Annotated in this window: 15 protein-coding genes; 13 read left to right on the forward strand and 2 right to left on the reverse strand. The window is 61.3% G+C overall.

What is annotated here, in order from left to right; all coding sequences use genetic code 11:
* Window positions 1-6: 6 nt before the first annotated feature.
* From ACQZAB_RS11245 to lspA, 4 genes are all read left to right on the forward strand, one after another.
* Window positions 7-570 carry a 3-isopropylmalate dehydratase gene (locus ACQZAB_RS11245; RefSeq protein WP_428389612.1) on the forward strand — a complete coding sequence of 188 codons (564 nt, stop codon included), beginning with the start codon at window positions 7-9 and terminating at the stop codon, window positions 568-570.
* A 58-nt stretch (window positions 571-628) separates the two neighbouring features.
* Entirely contained in the window at window positions 629-1198 is a 570-nt protein-coding gene (locus ACQZAB_RS11250; protein ID WP_428389613.1) for a thioredoxin family protein, read from the forward strand.
* A gap of 147 nt (window positions 1199-1345) precedes the next feature.
* Window positions 1346-2284: a TraR/DksA family transcriptional regulator gene (locus tag ACQZAB_RS11255; protein WP_428389614.1), complete on the forward strand. Its 939-nt coding sequence runs from the start codon at window positions 1346-1348 to the stop codon at window positions 2282-2284.
* Window positions 2281-2856 (forward strand): signal peptidase II, encoded by a 576-nt coding sequence (gene lspA, locus ACQZAB_RS11260; RefSeq protein WP_428389615.1) that lies wholly within the window; start codon window positions 2281-2283, stop codon window positions 2854-2856. Before ACQZAB_RS11255 ends, lspA begins: the two co-directional genes overlap by 4 nt.
* Here lspA and ACQZAB_RS11265 read toward each other — a convergent pair.
* Window positions 2792-3490 carry a gamma-glutamyl-gamma-aminobutyrate hydrolase family protein gene (locus ACQZAB_RS11265; RefSeq protein ID WP_428389616.1) on the reverse strand — a complete coding sequence of 233 codons (699 nt, stop codon included), beginning with the start codon at window positions 3488-3490 and terminating at the stop codon, window positions 2792-2794. The genes lspA and ACQZAB_RS11265 overlap by 65 nt on opposite strands.
* A 70-nt stretch (window positions 3491-3560) precedes the next feature.
* On the opposite strand from ACQZAB_RS11265, the gene thrC reads away from it, so the two are divergent.
* The 6 genes from thrC to metX all read left to right on the forward strand — a co-directional run bounded on the left by thrC (window position 3561) and on the right by metX (window position 13370).
* Window positions 3561-4976, forward strand: a complete 1416-nt coding sequence (gene thrC, locus ACQZAB_RS11270) for a threonine synthase (protein WP_428389617.1) — start codon at window positions 3561-3563, stop codon at window positions 4974-4976.
* 126 nt (window positions 4977-5102) lie between these two features.
* Window positions 5103-5432: a PadR family transcriptional regulator gene (locus tag ACQZAB_RS11275; protein ID WP_428389618.1), complete on the forward strand. Its 330-nt coding sequence runs from the start codon at window positions 5103-5105 to the stop codon at window positions 5430-5432.
* 3 nt (window positions 5433-5435) lie between these two features.
* Window positions 5436-7799, forward strand: coding sequence for a permease prefix domain 1-containing protein (locus ACQZAB_RS11280; RefSeq protein WP_428389619.1), 2364 nt, complete (start codon window positions 5436-5438; stop codon window positions 7797-7799).
* Window positions 7800-7830: 31 nt separating this feature from the next.
* A complete protein-coding gene (proS, locus tag ACQZAB_RS11285; RefSeq protein WP_428389620.1) occupies window positions 7831-9399 on the forward strand; it encodes a proline--tRNA ligase in 1569 nt (522 codons plus the stop codon).
* Between the two features lie 730 nt (window positions 9400-10129).
* Complete coding sequence (locus ACQZAB_RS11290; RefSeq protein ID WP_428389621.1) at window positions 10130-11455, forward strand: O-acetylhomoserine aminocarboxypropyltransferase/cysteine synthase family protein; 1326 nt, start codon at window positions 10130-10132, stop codon at window positions 11453-11455.
* A 64-nt stretch (window positions 11456-11519) separates the two neighbouring features.
* Window positions 11520-13370 carry a homoserine O-acetyltransferase MetX gene (metX, locus tag ACQZAB_RS11295; protein WP_428389622.1) on the forward strand — a complete coding sequence of 617 codons (1851 nt, stop codon included), beginning with the start codon at window positions 11520-11522 and terminating at the stop codon, window positions 13368-13370.
* 82 nt (window positions 13371-13452) lie between these two features.
* On the opposite strand, the gene rpsT is transcribed toward metX, so the two are convergent.
* Window positions 13453-13722 (reverse strand): 30S ribosomal protein S20, encoded by a 270-nt coding sequence (gene rpsT / locus ACQZAB_RS11300; protein WP_428389623.1) that lies wholly within the window; start codon window positions 13720-13722, stop codon window positions 13453-13455.
* Between the two features lie 427 nt (window positions 13723-14149).
* Here rpsT and ACQZAB_RS11305 point away from each other — a divergent pair, with 427 nt between their 5' ends.
* From ACQZAB_RS11305 to ACQZAB_RS11315, 3 genes are read left to right on the forward strand one after another with little or no spacing between them, the layout of a single operon-like run.
* Complete coding sequence (locus tag ACQZAB_RS11305) at window positions 14150-14842, forward strand: DUF3553 domain-containing protein (RefSeq protein WP_428389624.1); 693 nt, start codon at window positions 14150-14152, stop codon at window positions 14840-14842.
* 21 nt (window positions 14843-14863) lie between these two features.
* Window positions 14864-16948, forward strand: a complete 2085-nt coding sequence (gene ligA / locus ACQZAB_RS11310) for an NAD-dependent DNA ligase LigA (RefSeq protein WP_428389625.1) — start codon at window positions 14864-14866, stop codon at window positions 16946-16948.
* Window positions 16949-16979: 31 nt separating this feature from the next.
* On the forward strand, window positions 16980-17585 hold the full coding sequence (locus ACQZAB_RS11315) for an N-acetyltransferase (RefSeq protein WP_428389626.1): 606 nt from the start codon (window positions 16980-16982) through the stop codon (window positions 17583-17585).
* Window positions 17586-17633: the final 48 nt, after the last annotated feature.

The raw sequence follows: 17633 nt of genomic DNA on the forward strand, positions 1-17633 counted from the left end.
GAATCAATGGCCGATATCATCCGCGGCAAAGCCTTCGTGCTTGGCGACGACATAGACACCGACCAGATCATCCCGGCCCAGTATCTGGCCTATAACCCGGCCGACCCTGAGGAACGCAAGTACTTCGGGATGTATGCCAACGTGGGGGTGCCGCCAGCGGGCAGTGGCCTGCCGACGGGGAACATGCGATTCGTCGAAGAAGGCGCGTTCAAGAGCATTTACTGCATCGTTATCGGCGGCCGTAACTTCGGCTGCGGCTCTTCTCGTGAGCACGCGCCACTGGCGCTGGCCGAGGCAGGTGTCAAGGCAGTCGTCGCAGAGTTCTACGCCCGGATCTTCTATCGCAACTGCGTGAACGGAGCGTACTGCCTGCCGCTGGAGGCAGAGCAGCGTCTGATCGACGAGGTGAGCACCGGTGACGACGTTGAGATCGATGTCGATGCGGGTACGCTCACGAACCATACCACGGGCAAGACGCACAGCCTTAAGCCGCTCGGCGACGCGAAGCCGATCATCGATGCTGGTGGTGTGTTTGCCTACGCCCGGCAAACCGGCATGCTCAAGAGCTAAGAGTTATTCGAGTGCCGTCCTTCCAGGCCACGGCTTGTCTTACCTGAGGATTCCCTTCATGGATGCCGTTTATCTCCGTCAGAAGCACCAAGCCGGCCTGGTTTACGACGACTACATGGCCACTGGTACTGACCAGCAACAGAAAAACTGGCGGGAAGTCTACGACCGAGCCGCGCTGACCGATGCGCAGCAGGCCTTGCTGGGGGACTTTGTTCGCGAGATCCGCGTGTTGGCACTCTCGGGCATCTGGTGCGGGGACTGCTCCCAGCAGATGCCGATCGTGCAGAAGATCGCGGAGGCATCCGATGGGAAAGTCGATCTGCGATGGTTGGATAGGGATGAGCACGCGGACCTTCAGGACAAACTGATGATCAACGCCGGCAAGCGCGTGCCGGTGGTCGTGTTTGCCGCCGAAGATTATGAGCCTGTCGGCTGGTTTGGCGACAAGACACTGGCTCGCTATCGGGCGATGGCGGCCAATCAGCTCGGACCGAGTTGTCCCATGCCCGGTGCTGCGGTTCCTGATAGTGAATTGGCCGCGGTCACCTCGGATTGGGTGGACCAGTTCGAGCGGGTGCACCTGCTGCTCCGGCTAAGCGGGCGACTGCGCAAGCTGCACGGAGACTGATCGTTGTTCATGCCCTTTCGGCTTTCTGGTTTGCTGGCATCTTGGGGCATGGCTAAGCTACTGAGCTTCGCGCATCTGGCCCCGCCTGTTCCGGGGCGCTTTTGATTTACATAAGCCATAATAGGCTTTGCGCTTACGGAGTTTCCCGTGGCTGCCAAGAAGACCACCAAGAAAGCCCCCGCCAAGTCTTCCAAGAAGGTTTCTGCCAAGAAGACCACCAAGAAGGTGGCGGCCAAAAAACCGGCGGCCAAGAAGGCAGCGGCGAAAAAGACCCTGCAGAAGAAGAAGGTGGCCAAGAAAGCGCCAGCTAAGAAGGCAGCCGCGAAGAAGGTGGTCAAGAAAACACCCGTAAAAGCCTCCAAAACCAGCAAGACCACGAAGAAAGTGGTCAAGAAAGCCCCGGTTAAAAAACCAGTCAATAAGAAAACAGTCACCACCAAAACCAAGCCGACGACGAAGCAGCCAGCTGCCACAAAGCCTTCGGGCAAGAACGCCAAGCCCGCAACGGCGACGAAAGGGAGCAAGAAGGTCACGAAGAAGGTGGTAACAAAGAAAGCTTCCGCGACCACCTCCGCGATTCCCGCTTCGTTGGCCAAGAAACTTCCGCCGATCAAGAAGCTGGCATCTCCCTTCCGAAGCGGGGCTCCCGAGCCGGTGGTGATTGACGAGGAACGCGAGTGGACCGTGGCGGATCTCAAGAAGGTCAAAAGCGGTCTGAATAAGCGTGACCTTGAGTACTTCCGCAAGCTCCTGATCGAGCGCCGTGCCGAGATCCTCGGCAGCGTGTCCGGGATGGAGAGCGCTCACGCCGACCGATCCGACGACAGCTCGAGCATGCCGCTGCACATGGCAGACATCGGATCTGAGAACTTTGACCAGGAGTTCAATCTTGGGCTCATGGAATCGGAGCGGCGGCTGATCATCGAGATCAACGAAGCCATCCAGCGGATTCACGACGGCTACTATGGCGTCTGCCTGGAGAGCGGCAGGCCGATCAACCGCGAGCGGCTCGAAGCCAAGCCATGGGCGAAATACACCATCGAGGTGGCCCGCGAACGTGAGCGGCGAGGGCTCAGCTCCGGGTGATTGACGCGACCTCCAAACCCGGCCTGTGGACCTGGGCTTCTTTCCTCGGCACGACAGTCGTTGTGCTGACGATTGATATGTGGCTCAAATACTGGGCCTTCGCGACCGTTGCAGGTGTTCCGGTTCGTCCCGACCCCACGTTTCCGGGCTATGGCATCCCGCCTCATGAGCCGATCGTGGTGATCCCCCACCTGCTGAATCTCAAACTGACGCTCAACACCGGAGCGGTCTTTGGACTCGGGCAGGGCGGTCAGCCAGTGTTCGTGGTTGTGAGCATCGTCGCCGCGGGCTTGATTCTCTGGATGTTTGCTCAAGCTCCCAGGAGAGCCTGGGTGCTTCATCTGGCACTCGCCCTGATTCTCGCCGGTGCCATGGGCAATCTGTACGATCGGCTGATGTTCTCTGCGGTCCGTGACCTGTTCTGGTTGCTGCCGACAACGGGGCTCTGGCCGTGGATCTTCAATCTCGCTGATGCGGCATTAATGGTAGGCGTTGGTCTGGCCTTGGTCAGCACCTGGTTTTACTCAGAGAGGCCGAAGCCTCCGCAAGCCTCAGAAAAAGCCCCCGGCTAAGTGGTCCCTCGTCGCCGCGTTCGGGGTGCCATTGCACACCCAGATAGAAACGAGCCCCGGGGCGCTCCACGGCTTCGATGAGGCCGTCCTCCGCTCTCGCGATGACCTGGAGGTTCCCGGCTTCACGGACCGCCTGGCGATGGCTTGAAACCACCTGGTCCTGAAGCGTGGGCAGCCAAGGCGAATCGGTTTCAAAATGAATCGGGTGCAGAGCGTTCTTGTCGTGCCGTTGTGGGAGCATGACCACGTCTTCGATCCGCTGATAGAGCCGCCCGCCGGCGTGAAGGCTCATCAACTGCATGCCCAGGCAAACGCCCAAGACCGGCTGCTCGACACGATCCAGTGCTGCCAGCAGGGCGAACTCAAAGGCCTGACGCTTGGGGTCCATCCGAGTCGTTCGCGGGTCGGTGTTTTCGCCGAAGCTTTCTAAAGCCGGGTCACCCCCACCGGTGAGGACAAAGCCATCGCAGCAGCGGAGGTAGTCGGGGATCGCCTCGATGATATGCGGGAGAATGACTGGTGAGGCTCCGGCAGCAGATACGGCATGGGTGTAGGCGAGGGCACTCTCGTAATTACCGGAAGCCTCCGAGTTGCCCTGATTATCTGCCGTAATCCCGATGATTGGAGTCGCCATGCGGGAAGCATACCGCGACTCGGCTTTCGACCGTGCGGCCCGATAGACTGTGGATCCCCTGGAGAGATCGATGCAGTACATCAGCACACGCGGAACCGCCCCGACCCTCGGCTTTGAGGAGACCATGCTTGCCGGCCTGGCACGCGATGGCGGGCTGTACGTCCCGGAGTCCTGGCCGACGCTGTCGCTGGATGAGTTCAGGCAGCTCCGGGGCAAGTCCTACGCGGAGATCGCCTTCGTCATCATGCGACCATTCGTGGCCGGTGAAATCGATGACGCCCAACTCCGCGAGTTGATCGAGGGTGCTTACGGCCGGTTCCGGCATCGTGCGGTCTGCCCGCTGGTTCAGATTGGCGACAGCGAGCACATCCTTGAACTCTTCCACGGTCCGACGCTCGCCTTCAAGGACGTGGCGATGCAGGTGCTCGGCCGGCTCTACGACCTCGTACTGGAACGAAGAGACGATCACATCACGATCGTCGGGGCCACCTCGGGTGACACGGGTTCTGCCGCGATCGAGGCGATCCGCGGACGGCAGCGGGCCAGCATCTTCATCATGCACCCGCACGGCCGAACGAGCGAGGTACAGCGGCGGCAGATGACGACGGTCCACGGGGCCGACGCCGCCAACGTGCACAACATCGCAATCGAGGGCACCTTCGACGACTGCCAGAACCTGCTCAAGGCCATGTTCAACGACCAGCCGTTCCGTGATGAGATCCGGTTGTCGGGGGTCAACAGCATCAACTGGGCCAGGATCATGCCTCAGGTGGTCTACTACGTGACGGCTGCTCTGTCGTTGGGCGGTCCCGATAGCGAGGTGGCCTTCTCGGTGCCGACCGGCAATTTTGGGGATATCTTCGCCGGCTACATCGCCAGTCAGATGGGGCTGCCGATCCGTCAGTTGATCGTCGCTTCGAACAGCAACGACATCCTGACCCGGGCGCTGAATCTCGGCGATCACACACTCGGCGAGGTGGTCCCGACCATGTCGCCTTCGATGGATATCCAGATCAGTTCGAACTTCGAGCGGCTGCTCTTCGACCTGTACGATCGGGATGCCCCGACCGTCGCGAGCCTGATGCACCAGCTCAAGACCGATCGCGGCTTCCAGATAGAGGATGCGCGGCTGAAGCCGGCCCGCGATCTCTTTGCCGCTCACAAGGCCGATGAAGCCACCACGCTCGCGATGGTCAAAGCGGTCTACGACGAGACCGACGGCTACCTCATCGATCCACACACCGCGATCGGTGTCTACGCCGCCCGTCAGGAGTTGGAGACGCTCAAAGCGCAAGGTGTTCCGGTGGTGACGCTGGCGACGGCGCATCCGGCGAAGTTCCCCGATGCCGTGGAACAGGCCACGGGCCACCGCCCGCCTCTGCCCGACCACCTCTCCGACCTTTATGAGCGGGAAGAGAAGTTCACGGTGCTGCCAAACGACCTTGACACGGTTCAGCAGCACATCCGAAGGCTTTCTGTGTCCTGATCGTCATCTGATTCGGGATCTGGGGCTGACGCATAGACGCTTCTATCTGGCGTATCTGTCATTCCGCTTGCCATACCTCGGATTACGATGTACTATACCTAGACAAACAAGGTATAGGAGTCGAGCATGGCCGTGTCTAAAGAGTTGATCAAGGGAACCGTGGTCCCGATTGTCCTGTCGCTGCTAAAGGAGCAACCTCGCTACGGCTACGAGATCGTCAAGGTTGTCAACGCCCGAACCAACGGGCGTTTCGAATGGAAAGAGGGCACGCTCTACCCGACGCTGCACCGGCTCGAGTCGGAGGGCAAGATCAAAGCAAGGTGGCAGGAGTCCGACACGGGTAAGCGGCGGAAGTACTACGCCTTGACCCGACGAGGCGTCGCCGAATTGACCCAGCGTCAGGAGGAGTGGCGTTCGTTCTCAGCGGCGGTCAATCACTTCCTGATCGGAGCCTGATCGATGCACCCGTTCCACCAACTCGCTCAGCGGGTCACGCATCGGCTCAAGGTCGATCGTGAACTCCGGCAGGAAGTCGCGCGTGAGATACAGGACCACCTTGAGGATGCCGAAACCGAGTTTCTCCAAGCGGGCTGCTCGCAGGTGGAGGCCAGAACCAAAGCCATCCGAGCCCTGGGGGATGAGCAGGAGATCGCCGAAGGGCTCTGGGACGCCAATCGCCAGCGCCTACGCTGGCGGGCGATACTCGGCTGGGCGGCCAGGATCACGATCATCCCCACGGCCCTGCTGCTGATGGCTTTGCTGATCGGCAAGATGATCCTCGGCTCTACCTTCGTCATCAATCCTTACGTCACAGATGTCTACGACACAAATCCCCTTGAGGTCGGCTGGCTTAAGCAGCAATACTTCCGGTGGATCCACGCCGACATGTCCGAGGATGACATGCTGATCGTCTATGGCGGCCGCGATGCCGATACACGTGCCGGGCGTTACAGGGTCATCTGGGAACGCTTTCCGGATCAGCCCATGTTCTACGCCTCTTACGCCGTCCAGGCGCTCCAGGAGGCAAGGACACAGAATGCACCGAGTCCCGACTCACTGGTGGGTGGTCTTCGGATTGAAGACATCCTGCTCGCCGGGGCAGACCTGGACCCGCAGAATGGGGCTTACGAATACGCCTTGGCCAGCCTGTATCTCGATGGCCAGGTAGCGTTCGTCGACGACGACACGCTTGCTATCACAAGGCAGCATGAAGGCGAGGAGAAGAGAAAACACCCACTCAGAATGGAAACCACGAATCGTCTGGCGATCAACCGAGCCGCTGAGCTGATCAAGAAGGCTTCGGCGAAACCGCGAGCGACGTTCTACGGGTTCGAGTTGGAGTCGATGCGTCAGGACTTGCTACCCGAGCCGATGACCGCGATGAGCCTATCCTTGCGAACGAGCAGAATGGTCAGTGTGTCGCTGAACGAATTGCCAGATCAGCGGCTCGCAGCCAGATTCGCATCAGACCAAGCCATTCAGCATGCTCGGGCCGGCAGCAGGTCAGAGGCGATGGCATGGGTAGGCGTCATCGAACGGCTCAAAGTCGTGATGGCTCGCGATGCTGATGCACTGATCGGGCTTCTGGTGGCAGAGTCCCTGCATACGCTAGCGCTGGAGACTCGTGTCCACGTGCTGAGGATCCTGGGAGAGGAACAGTCCGCATCAGCGGTCAGAGAGCAGTTGGCTCTTGATGAGAAACTGCTTCGGGACATCAGAATGGAAGGGCACGGCGGCGAAACCGAGCGGGCGGTTCGTTACGGCATGATGCTGGGCATGTTGCTGCCCGCAGTGCCGGGCTTCGAAATCGACGCCCAGCCCTGGCGTAAGCTCGAGTACGCCGTCTTCGATCAGGGCGCTTTGATGTTCATCCTCGTGGGTTGCAACGCGATGGTCCTGGGGCTGAGTCTGCTCGGACTGCTGCGTTGGTGGCGAACTTCATCAACCGATGAGGCCCCGCTGCAGCTCTGGATTGGCTGGAAACGCGTGTCGGTGGTCCTCGGTCTGGGCCTGGTTCTGCCAACGGCCCTGGCGATGATCTGGTGGATGAGCCCCTGGTCCAGTCGCTACTACGGGCTCAATGTCTCGGCCGAGATCCTAGTGATGGAGTACGTTTTCTACCTCTTTGTCATGCTCGTCATGCTAAGCAGCCTGACCGTCTACGCCTTGTATCAGCGAGCGGGTGAGCTTGGCATGGAACACCCTGCACCCATCCGGCTCAGGCATCTTCTCGCAGCCGACATCGCCACAGGACTCCTGCTGCTGGTGCTGGTCTGGTCCTATTTCCACTGGGACCCGGTGAGCGTGCTCGATGACGGCCTCGGTTTCCAGGCCGCTGTGGTCATGGGCGTCCTGGCTGTCTTGGCGAGCCTGCTCTGGCTGCTTGGCGGCCTCTGGTGGATGCTGGGCTCCGGAGCCGGAACGGTGATGCAAGGCTTGTTGACGCGCTTGCTCGGGCCGATTCTGGTGCTCGTGGTCAGCAGCTTGGTCTGGTTCCATCAGGACCTCTGGGCTCCTGTGATTCTGTTTGGCGGTCTGGGGCTGGTCCTCGGAATGATCTGGGTCGCCATCTGGCTCACCTCCCCGAAGGTACAACTCGGTAGCTTTACCGGCTCCGTCCTCAGATCGGTGGCGCCCCTGGCCGCCGCGGGGGCAGTGATCATGACCGCGGTCCTGGGCCCTGCGCTCGTCTGGAATGAGGCTCGTTTGACGCAGGAGATCCACGCCGAGGGGATGCTCTTCGAGCAGGAAATCGAACGATCGAACTACCGCTACGTCCGCGAATGGCTGGTCACCGGCGAAGTCCCGGAGGACTGGCGATAACAGCTTCAGAGCGGCTGGTAGACTGCCGCCCATGAATCAGAAAAATCAACAACAGAAGGGCGGCCAAGGGGCAGGCAAGGGTGGGGGCAAGCCCAAGACCGCGATTTCACCGACGCGTGCCGAAGACTACCCCCAGTGGTACCAGCAGGTGGTCCGCGCCGCCGAGCTGGCCGAGTCCTCCGATGTGCGTGGCTGCATGGTCATCAAGCCCTGGGGCTATGCGCTCTGGGAGAACATGCAACGAGTGCTCGATGGCATGTTCAAAGCCACCGGCCACCGGAACGCCTACTTCCCGCTCTTTATCCCCAAGAGCTACCTGGAGAAGGAATCCGAGCACGTCGAGGGCTTCGCCAAGGAGTGTGCGGTCGTCACCCATCATCGCCTCGAAGACGACGGGCAGGGGGGGCTCAAGCCCGCCGGCCCGCTGGAGGAGCCGCTGGTTGTCCGCCCGACCAGCGAGATGATCATCGGCGCGACCTACGCCAAGTGGGTTGAGAGCTATCGTGACCTGCCGATCCTCATCAACCAGTGGGCCAATGTCGTGCGCTGGGAACTCCGCACCCGGCTGTTTCTGCGCACGGCAGAGTTCCTCTGGCAGGAGGGCCACACGGCCCACGCGACCGAAGAAGAGGCCCGAGCCGAGACCGCCACAATGCACGAGGTCTACGCCCGCTTCGCCGAAGACTTCATGGCCATGCCCGTCATCAAGGGGGCCAAGCCGGATCACGAGCGCTTCCCCGGTGCTGTCGAGACCTACTCGATCGAGGCCATGATGCAGGACCGCAAGGCCCTCCAGGCCGGCACCAGCCACTTCCTCGGCCAGAACTTCGCCAAGGCCCAGAACATCGAATACCTCGGCGAAGACAACCTCCGGCACCACGCCTGGACCACGAGTTGGGGCGTCTCCACCCGGCTCATCGGCGGGCTCATCATGACGCACTCCGATGACGACGGCCTGATTCTTCCGCCGCGGCTGGCCCCGGCCCACATCGTCATCCTCCCGATCCTGCCCAAGGACAAACCCTCCGAGCCGGTGCTGGACTACTGCGACAAGCTCGCTTCGGAGCTACGCGGGCTGCTTTATGACAACCGGCCGATCGAGGTCGAGATCGACCGCAGGGACCTCCGCGGCGGCGAGAAGACCTGGCAGTGGATCAAGCGTGGCGTGCCCATCCGCCTGGAAATTGGCGAGCGCGACATGGCCGACGATGCCGTCTTTATGGCCCGCCGTGACCAGTCACCCAAGGACAAGAAGGGCGTCAAGAAGCTGGAGTTCCTCGCGACCGTCCCGCAGATCCTTCAGGAGATCCAGGACGCCATCCTTGCCCGGGCTCAGAAGCTCCGCAGCGACAACACCCAAACCATCGACAGCGAGGCCGACTTCCGAGCCTTCTTCACGCCGAAGAACCCAGACCAGCCCGAGATCCACGGCGGGTTTGCCCTGGCCCACTGGGACGGCACCAACGAGACCGCCGAACGGGTCCAGAAGGAACTGGGCGTGACGATCCGCTGTATCCCCGAAGGCGAAGCTGAACCCGGGAGTTGTGTCATTACTGACCAGCCGAGTGAGCGGCGGGTGGTTTGGGCGAAGGCGTATTGAGTCTGACCCAACACCACCGACCCCAGAGGATCAAAGCAACACCGATTATCATCAGCAGCCATACTGGTGTCCCGTGGATGAGTAGTTCATCGATGTCTCCCACGCGATCGATCCATCCGAAGCCCAGATATCCGCCATTCGCCAACAGACAGAACCCAAGTACAAACTGACAGGCTCTGGCCATCTCTGGCTTAAACCGCTTCGTGAGTAGCCAGACAACCAGAGGTGACAGAACACCAGATGCAAACCCAGACCACACAACCCAGGCAGGTCGAGGGTAGACGTTCATCGAAGTCTCACTGAAACCAATCAGTGGGAAGCTGAATTCGGAGATTTCATGGCTAGAAAGCCAGCCAGCGAGCACATGACCTAACTCGTGTGTGGCCATCATCGAGTACCAGCAAATCAGTAGAAGCAGCACAGACGTGATCGGCCTTCGCCAGGAAAGCGGGAATCCTTCAGGTGACACATTAACGGATACTTTACCCCGTTGATTATTCGTCATCTTGCCGTCTCCGACCTTCATGACTACCGTACCAAACTCGCTCACCACCCCCGCGAGGTGCGGATCGGTGGAGAAAACCTGTCAGAGGCGAACCTTCGCCTTGCCCTCCGGCACAACCATTCGAAGCCTCGCCGGCACCCGGAAGCCGGTCCGCTGACCGAGACCCGAGCGAACTCGGTCATCCCAGCGGGACCACGAGGCCGAGAAGATACGGAGCCCCGCATCATGTCTGATATTGCCCCCTCCCACGGTCTGGGAACCCAGTGCCTGCACGCCGGTCAGGAGCCCGATCCGACCACCGGATCGCGCGCCGTCCCGATCTACGCCACGACCTCCTACGTCTTCAACGACACGGACCATGCCGCCCGGCTGTTCGGTCTGCAGGAGTTCGGCAACATCTACAGCCGGCTGATGAACCCGACCGTCGCGACGCTGGAGAAACGGCTCGCCGCCGTCGACGGCGGCGTCAACGCCCTCTGCTTCGCATCCGGTCAGGCCGCCATCACCGCCGCCATCCTGACGATCGCCCACGCCGGGCAGAACATCATCAGCTCCACGAGCCTCTACGGCGGGACCTGGACGCTCTTCACCCAGACCTTCAAGAACCTCGGCATCGAAGTACGCTTCTTCGACCCGAGCGAGCCCGAGAAGATCCACGAGCTGGTCGATGAGAACACCCGGTTGGTCTATCTGGAATCGATCGGCAACCCCAAGAACGATGTCCCTGACTTCCAGGCCATCGCCGATGCCGCCCACTCGGCCAAGCACGGTCGCCTACCGGTGATGTGCGACAACACCGTGATGACCCCGGCTCTGCTCAAGACCTTCGAGCACGGCGTCGACATCAACATCTACTCGACCACCAAGTTCATTGGCGGGCACGGCACGCACATCGGCGGCGCGATCGTCGATTCCGGCAATTTCCCATGGACCGATCAGCCCGAGAAGTGGCCCGAGTTCTGCGCTCCGGCCCCGAGTTACCACGGCGCGGTCTTCGCCGAGCACCTCAAGCCGTTCGGCAACATCGTCTTCTGTGCCCACGCCATGACGCACTGGCTGCGTGACACCGGCGGGGCGATGAGCCCGTTTGCCGCGTTCCTCTTCCTGCAAGGACTCGAAACCCTGCATCTCCGGATGCCCCGGCACTCCGAGAACGCACTCAAGGTGGCCAAGTTCCTGGAAGCACACGATGCCGTCGAATGGGTCAACTACCCCGGCCTCGAAAGCCACAAGGACCACGCCAACGCGAAGAAGTATCTGCCCGACGGCCAGGGAGCCATCATGGGCTTCGGCATCAAAGGCGGCGCCGAGGCGGGCAAGCAGTTCATCAACAGCTGCAAGCTCTGCAGCCACCTCGCGAACATCGGCGACGCCAAGACGCTGGTGATTCACCCGGCCTCGACAACTCACTCCCAGCTCTCCGAAGAGGAGCAGAAGCATACAGGCGTGGTGCCCGAGTACATCCGTGTCTCCGTGGGCATCGAGGACGCCGAGGACATCATCGCCGACCTCGAGCAGGCCCTGGCCGCCGCGGTCCCTGTCGCCGTCTGAGTGCCCAACTGACTACGAATGCTCATACCCGACCGAGCCTTAGCGGGCTCGGTCGACTTTACCCATGAACCCGCTCATCCCATCGAGTACCGACGACCTCCGCTCTGCCGCCAGCACGAAGCACGCGCAGTATCTGACGCTGGAGAAACCCATCGCTCTCGAACGAGGCGGGGAGCTTCCTTCGGTCACTGTCTGCTACGAAACCTGGGGCAGTCCGGCATCCGATGGATCCAACGCAGTCCTCATCTGCCACGCGATCTCAGGCGACGCGCACGCCGCCTCACATAGCAAGGACGACCAGCCCGGCTGGTGGGACGATCTCATCGGCCCGGGTAAGGCTGTCGATACCGATCGCCTCTACGTCATCTGTATGAATGTACTTGGCGGCTGCCGGGGCACCACCGGACCTAACAGCACCAACCCGCAGACGGGCAGGGCCTACGGGCCAGATTTCCCAGCGATCACCCTCGCCGACATCGTCGATGTTCAAGAGAAAGCTCTGAATCAACTCGGGATCACCAAGCTCAGAGCCGTGATCGGCGGGTCACTCGGTGGCCAGCAGACGCTGGTCTGGGCCACGCGTTATCCCGAGCGTGTGGATCTCGCGGTGCCCGTCGCCACGGCCCCAAGGCTTTCATCTCAGGCACTCGCCTTCGATGTTGTGGGCCGTAATGCCATCATGTCCGATCCCGCGTTCCATGCAGGCCAGTATGCGGAGAAGGGCACCACACCCGCCAACGGCCTTGCCATCGCGCGGATGCTCGGCCACATCACCTACCTCTCACAGGAGGCGATGGACGAGAAATTCGAGGCCAACCGGCTCAAGCCACACGACATTGCCACCGAATTCGAGAAACGCTTCTCCGTCGGTTCTTACCTGGCCCATCAGGGCAACAAGTTTGTCGAGCGTTTCGACGCCAACAGCTACATCACCCTGACGCTGGCCATGGATCTGTTCGACCTCGGCCGCGACGCCGAGAGCCTGCGTCGATCGTTTGCATCCGCCCAATGCCGTTGGCTCATCCTGAGCTTCTCCAGCGACTGGTTGTTCCCGCCGACGCAGAGCTGCGCGATCGTCGATGCCCTCGTCGCCGAAGGCAAGCCCGTGACCTACTGCGAGTTGCCCAGCCCCGCCGGACACGACGCCTTCCTGTTGCCAGATGAGATCGAACGCTACGGCCCTCTGATCGGGGCCCGGCTGGAGCAGGAACTGCACGGCAAAGTCACGACGCACAGACCCGAGATCGCCTCTGCTTCCGATTCAGCCGCCCACCGAGCCAGCGCAAGCCCCTCGGTCTACGGCAAAGCGCGGCCCGACTACCCGAGAATCCTGGATCTCATTCCCGAGAACGCCAGTGTGCTCGACCTCGGCTGCGGCTCAGGCGAGCTGCTCAGCCAGCTCCGTGACCGAGGGCACCACCGGCTCATGGGCATCGATGTCGCAGAGGCCAGGATCATCGATACCGCCAGAGCCGGACTCGAGGTGATCGATCACGACATGAACACCGGCCTTCCCCAGTTCGCCGACAAGGCCTTCGATGTGGTGGTCCTGTCGCAGACGCTTCAGGCCCTGCCCAACGTCTCCCTGGTCCTGCATGAGATGGTGCGTGTCGGCAGGCAGGCCATCGTGAGCTTCCCCAACTTCGCCTACGAGAAGATCCGGGAGATGCTCTACCTCGAAGGCCGCTCCCCCAAGTCGCCCGGCGAGTATGGCTATGAGTGGCACAACACCCCCAATCGCCGCTTCCCCTCGATTGCAGACTTCGAAGACTACTGCCGCCAGGAAGGCTTCAGCGTCCACCGCGCTGTTCATCTGAACACCGAGACAGACAGCGAAGTGACAGACGACCCCAACCGCTACGCGGACCTCTCGATCGTGGTCCTGAGTCACAGCAATTCAGTCCGCCAGCGATGAGACAGCCGGTGTTGACCCCACAAAAGAAAACAACCCGTCACAAAGACGGGTTGTCATTGAATCAGTGGTTGTCCGATGCGGCTCAGCCAGCCGACTTGGCATTCAGCCGTGCAGCCAGCCGAGACTTCTGGCGGTCGGCAGTACGCTTATGAATCACGCCCTTGGCAGCGGTCCGGTCGATTAGCTTGTACAGACCGTCGAGCTGCTTCTTAGCTTCCTCGGGCGAAGCGTGCAGGATGGCCTCGTCGTATTCAACCAGCGCCTCGTGGAGGTTACGCTTGCGCCAGCGGTTACGGGCACGCGACTTGATGTTCTGGCGAACACGCTTCTTTGCACTCAACGAATGGGCCATCGGGGCATCAACCTCGGTCGGATCAGGGGTTTAAACACAACGGGGGCATCCCGTCACTTGAGCCCTGTAGTGTCCACAGGCCACTTTAATCTGTCAAGTCGGAGACGCTTACCGAGCTCCATTTGCCCCCTGTGTATCAGAAAAACGGGCTAGACCGCCTAAAAGGCCTAATGAGCAAGATTCAACTTGCCTCCCAGGCTGGTCGATAGGTATACTTTCCGCAGAGCGATTCAGGATCACTGTCAGCTATAGGTCATTTGCATCTGACACGATCCAATTCAGATTCGTTCCTTAGCAGCCATTTGACTGCGGGTCGGCCCGGTAAACGCGTGAGTTTTCACGCAACCATACCCGGTCCATCCGTCTATCCGAGTTAGCTTGCTGGCCAAAAAGAACACGCCGGTGAGCCTAGGGAGAATCGATTTCCATGCCCGAGGCGTTGTCCTATCAAACAGGCCAGGTCGTCACACACCCCAAGCGTCCCGAATGGGGCAGGGGGGTCGTCCGCCAGGTTGAACCCATCACGCACCATGGCGTCAACGCTCAGCGTGTCGCCGTCGATTTCGCAAACAAGGGAAGGGTTGTGGTCAACACGGCCATTGCCAGCCTGGTCGTCACCGGATCTGAGCAGCCCGCCACTGCCGCGACCAAGGTCTCACCCCGCAAGACACCCTCTAACCTCATTGCTGACCGTGGCAGCGAACGCGGAGCGGGCGAGCCAGGCGAACGAAACAACGGCTGGCTCACCGAACTTGAGCAAGGCAAAACCTCCGGCTCCGGCGAACTCTGGAGCCTGCCTCTGCCCATGGCCGACCCCTTCGCCAGCCTCAAGCAGCGGCTCCTCTCGACCCTAGAGAGCTACCGCTTCACCACCGAGCCCCGCAGCCTCATCGAGTGGGCCGTGACCCAGACCGGCCTTGACGACCCGCTGAGCCAGTACACGCGCTCAGAGTTGGAGCAGGCCTTCCCTCGCTTCTGCCGGGATCGCGACAATCACCTCGCGGACCTGATCCGCACTGCAAAGCGCCAGATGCAGCACAGCGTGCTCGACGAGGTCCGGGCGGAGATAGATCTTCCCGCCGCCCACAAAGCCATGCACAAGGCCAGCCGCGCCGGCTGAGATCCATCTACCATCAGGGCTATGAGCAGCCCCGCCAAGCGTGCCGCCGAGCTACGCCAGCAACTCGATCAGGCCAACCGACAGTATTACGTCGAAGCCCGCCCCGAACTCTCGGATCAGGCCTACGACGAATTGCTGCAGGAACTGGTCAAGCTCGAATCCGAGCACCCCGAGCTGGCAAAGGAAGACTCACCGACCCGACGGGTTGGCGGCGAGCCGATCGAGGGCTTCGCCACGGTCCCGCACGCGCTGCCCATGCGCTCCATCGACAACACTTACGACCGCGACGAACTCGCAGCCTGGCATCAACGCGTAGTCAACCGACTAGCCCCTGTAACGGCCGAAGCCATCGATGACAGCGAAGGCCTCTTTGCAATTGGTTCGAACGCACCGGTTCAACTTCTGGCCGAGCCAAAGATCGACGGCGTAGCGATCAGTCTCCGCTACGAGAACAGTCGGTTGACGCGTGCTCTCACCCGTGGCGACGGCAAGAAGGGCGACGACGTCACCGAGAACATCCGCACCATCCGAGCCATCCCGCTCAACCTGAATCCAGCCGACACGCCAGCCGAGATCCCGTCCGTCCTCGAAGTTCGCGGCGAGATTTTCATGACCGACGCCGAGTTCCAGCGCATCAACAAACAGCGGGCGGAAGAGAAACAGGAACTGTTCGTCAATCCCCGCAACGCCACCGCGGGCACGCTTAAACAACTCGATCCCAAAGCCGTCGCCAAACGCCGCCTAAGCTTCCTGGCTCACGGGCTCGGCGTCATCGAGCCGAACCCATTCGCCTCTTACGACCAGGCCGCCAAGGCAATCAAGGCCTGGGGACTGCCGGTCAACGAGGCGCTGTTACCCGCCACCAACGATCTCGACGAGGTCTGGCAGGCCATCGAACGCTTCAGCCAGACACGCTTTCAACTCGGCTACGCCACCGATGGCGTCGTGATCCGCGTCGATCGCTTCGAGCAGCAGGAGAAACTCGGCTACACGAGCAAGGCCCCTCGCTGGTGCATCGCCTACAAGTACGCCGCCGAACAGGCCGAAACAGTCCTCCGCGAAGTCCACTGGCAGGTTGGCAAGACGGGCCGGATCACCCCGCGCGCCGAGATGGACCCCGTCTTTGTCGCAGGAACCACAGTTACCTACGCGACCCTCCACAACGCGGATCAGATCGAGCGCCTGGGCGTCCAGATCAATGACCGCATCCTGATCCAGAAGGCCGGTGAAATCATCCCTCAGGTCGTGGGTCTTGCCCCTGGGAAGCCCGCAGCCAAACGCCAGCAGATTCAACCGCCCGACCACTGCCCGAGTTGCCAGCAGCCCACCGTTCGGGAGGAAGATGAAGTCGACCTCCGCTGCGTCAACCCGGAATGCCCGGCTCAACTGCTCGAAAGGCTGATCTGGTTTGTAGGCAGGGATCAGATGGATATCGACGGCCTCGGCGAGAAAGCCGTGACCCAGCTGATGCAGGCAGGCCTCATCCACTCTTTCGGCGATCTCTATCGACTTCACAACCAGAAGGCTCAGATCCTCGAGCTCGAACGCATGGGCGAAAAGAAAGTCAACGCCATGCTCGCCGGGATCGAAGCCAGCAAGCAGCAGGGCCTGGCGCGCGTGCTCGCCGGTCTGGGTATCCGACACGTTGGCGCACGGGCTGCTGAGATCATCGCCGCCGCCTTCGGAACACTTGAAGCCCTGCTGGATGCCGAGGTCGATGCCATCAGCGAAGTGGCTGAGATCGGGCCGGTCACCGCCGAATCACTACACTCTTTTATCCACAGTGATGCTGGACGGACCATTCTCACCGACCTCCAGGCCGCTGGCCTCGATCTCACCCAACCCATGCCGGACCTGCCCGCTGCCGACAGTCCGATCCGCGGCAAGACCCTTGTCATCACCGGCACGTTTGACGCCTTCGACCGCAAGCAGCTCACCGCATATGTCGAGAAACTGGGGGCCAGAGTCACCTCCAGCGTCTCCAGCAACACCGATCTGCTGTTCGCCGGAGTCAAAGCCGGCAGCAAGCTGGACAAAGCCGCCAAACTCGGCGTCGAAATCTGGGACGAGGCCAGGGTCATCGAAGAACTCGGCCTGCCCGACTAAGATGCTGCCTCGCACCATCTTCAGGCAAGCCGTGACCCAGCCACAGACCATCTTGATCCGACCCGCAGCGGTCGCCGACGTGCCCGCGATCGCGAGCCTCATCAACGACAGCGCCGAACTCGGGCTCATGCTGCCCAAGCCCCTGGCGATGCTCTACGAGAACGTACGCGAACTGCACGTCGCTACCCGAGGCGATCAGCTGGTCGGCGTCGGTGGCCTTTCGATCATCTGGGCCGATCTGGCCGAAGTCTGCTCCCTCGTCGTCGATCCCAGTTGCAGAGGGCGGGGGCTTGGCCGCAGGCTCGTCGAAGCCGCCATCGAGGAGGCCAGACGCCTGGGCGTCCGCCGGCTGATGACCCTCACCTACGAGCAGGCTTTTTTCGAGCGCCTCGGCTTCTCCGTCGTCGACCGACAAAGCCTGCCACTCAAGGTCTGGAGCGAATGCCTGCGCTGCCCCAAGAACCAGGCTTGTGACGAGATTGCGATGGTTCGTGTGCTAGAAGATGTGCCCCAGTTGAGCATTCCCAAGGCTGATCAGGAGGCCCCCAAGCCAACCCTGATCCCAGTACTCGCCAAAGGCCAACCCGTCAACGACGGCGTCCGACGCCGGGCCTACCCGCCGGTCGAAGACGACTAGCCGGCGACTTGTCCCACAGAGCCGACTAAACTCCGAGCACGTGGGCAC

This window comes from Mucisphaera sp., from assembly GCF_965279675.1.
Taxonomy (GTDB): Bacteria; Planctomycetota; Phycisphaerae; order Phycisphaerales; family Phycisphaeraceae; genus Mucisphaera.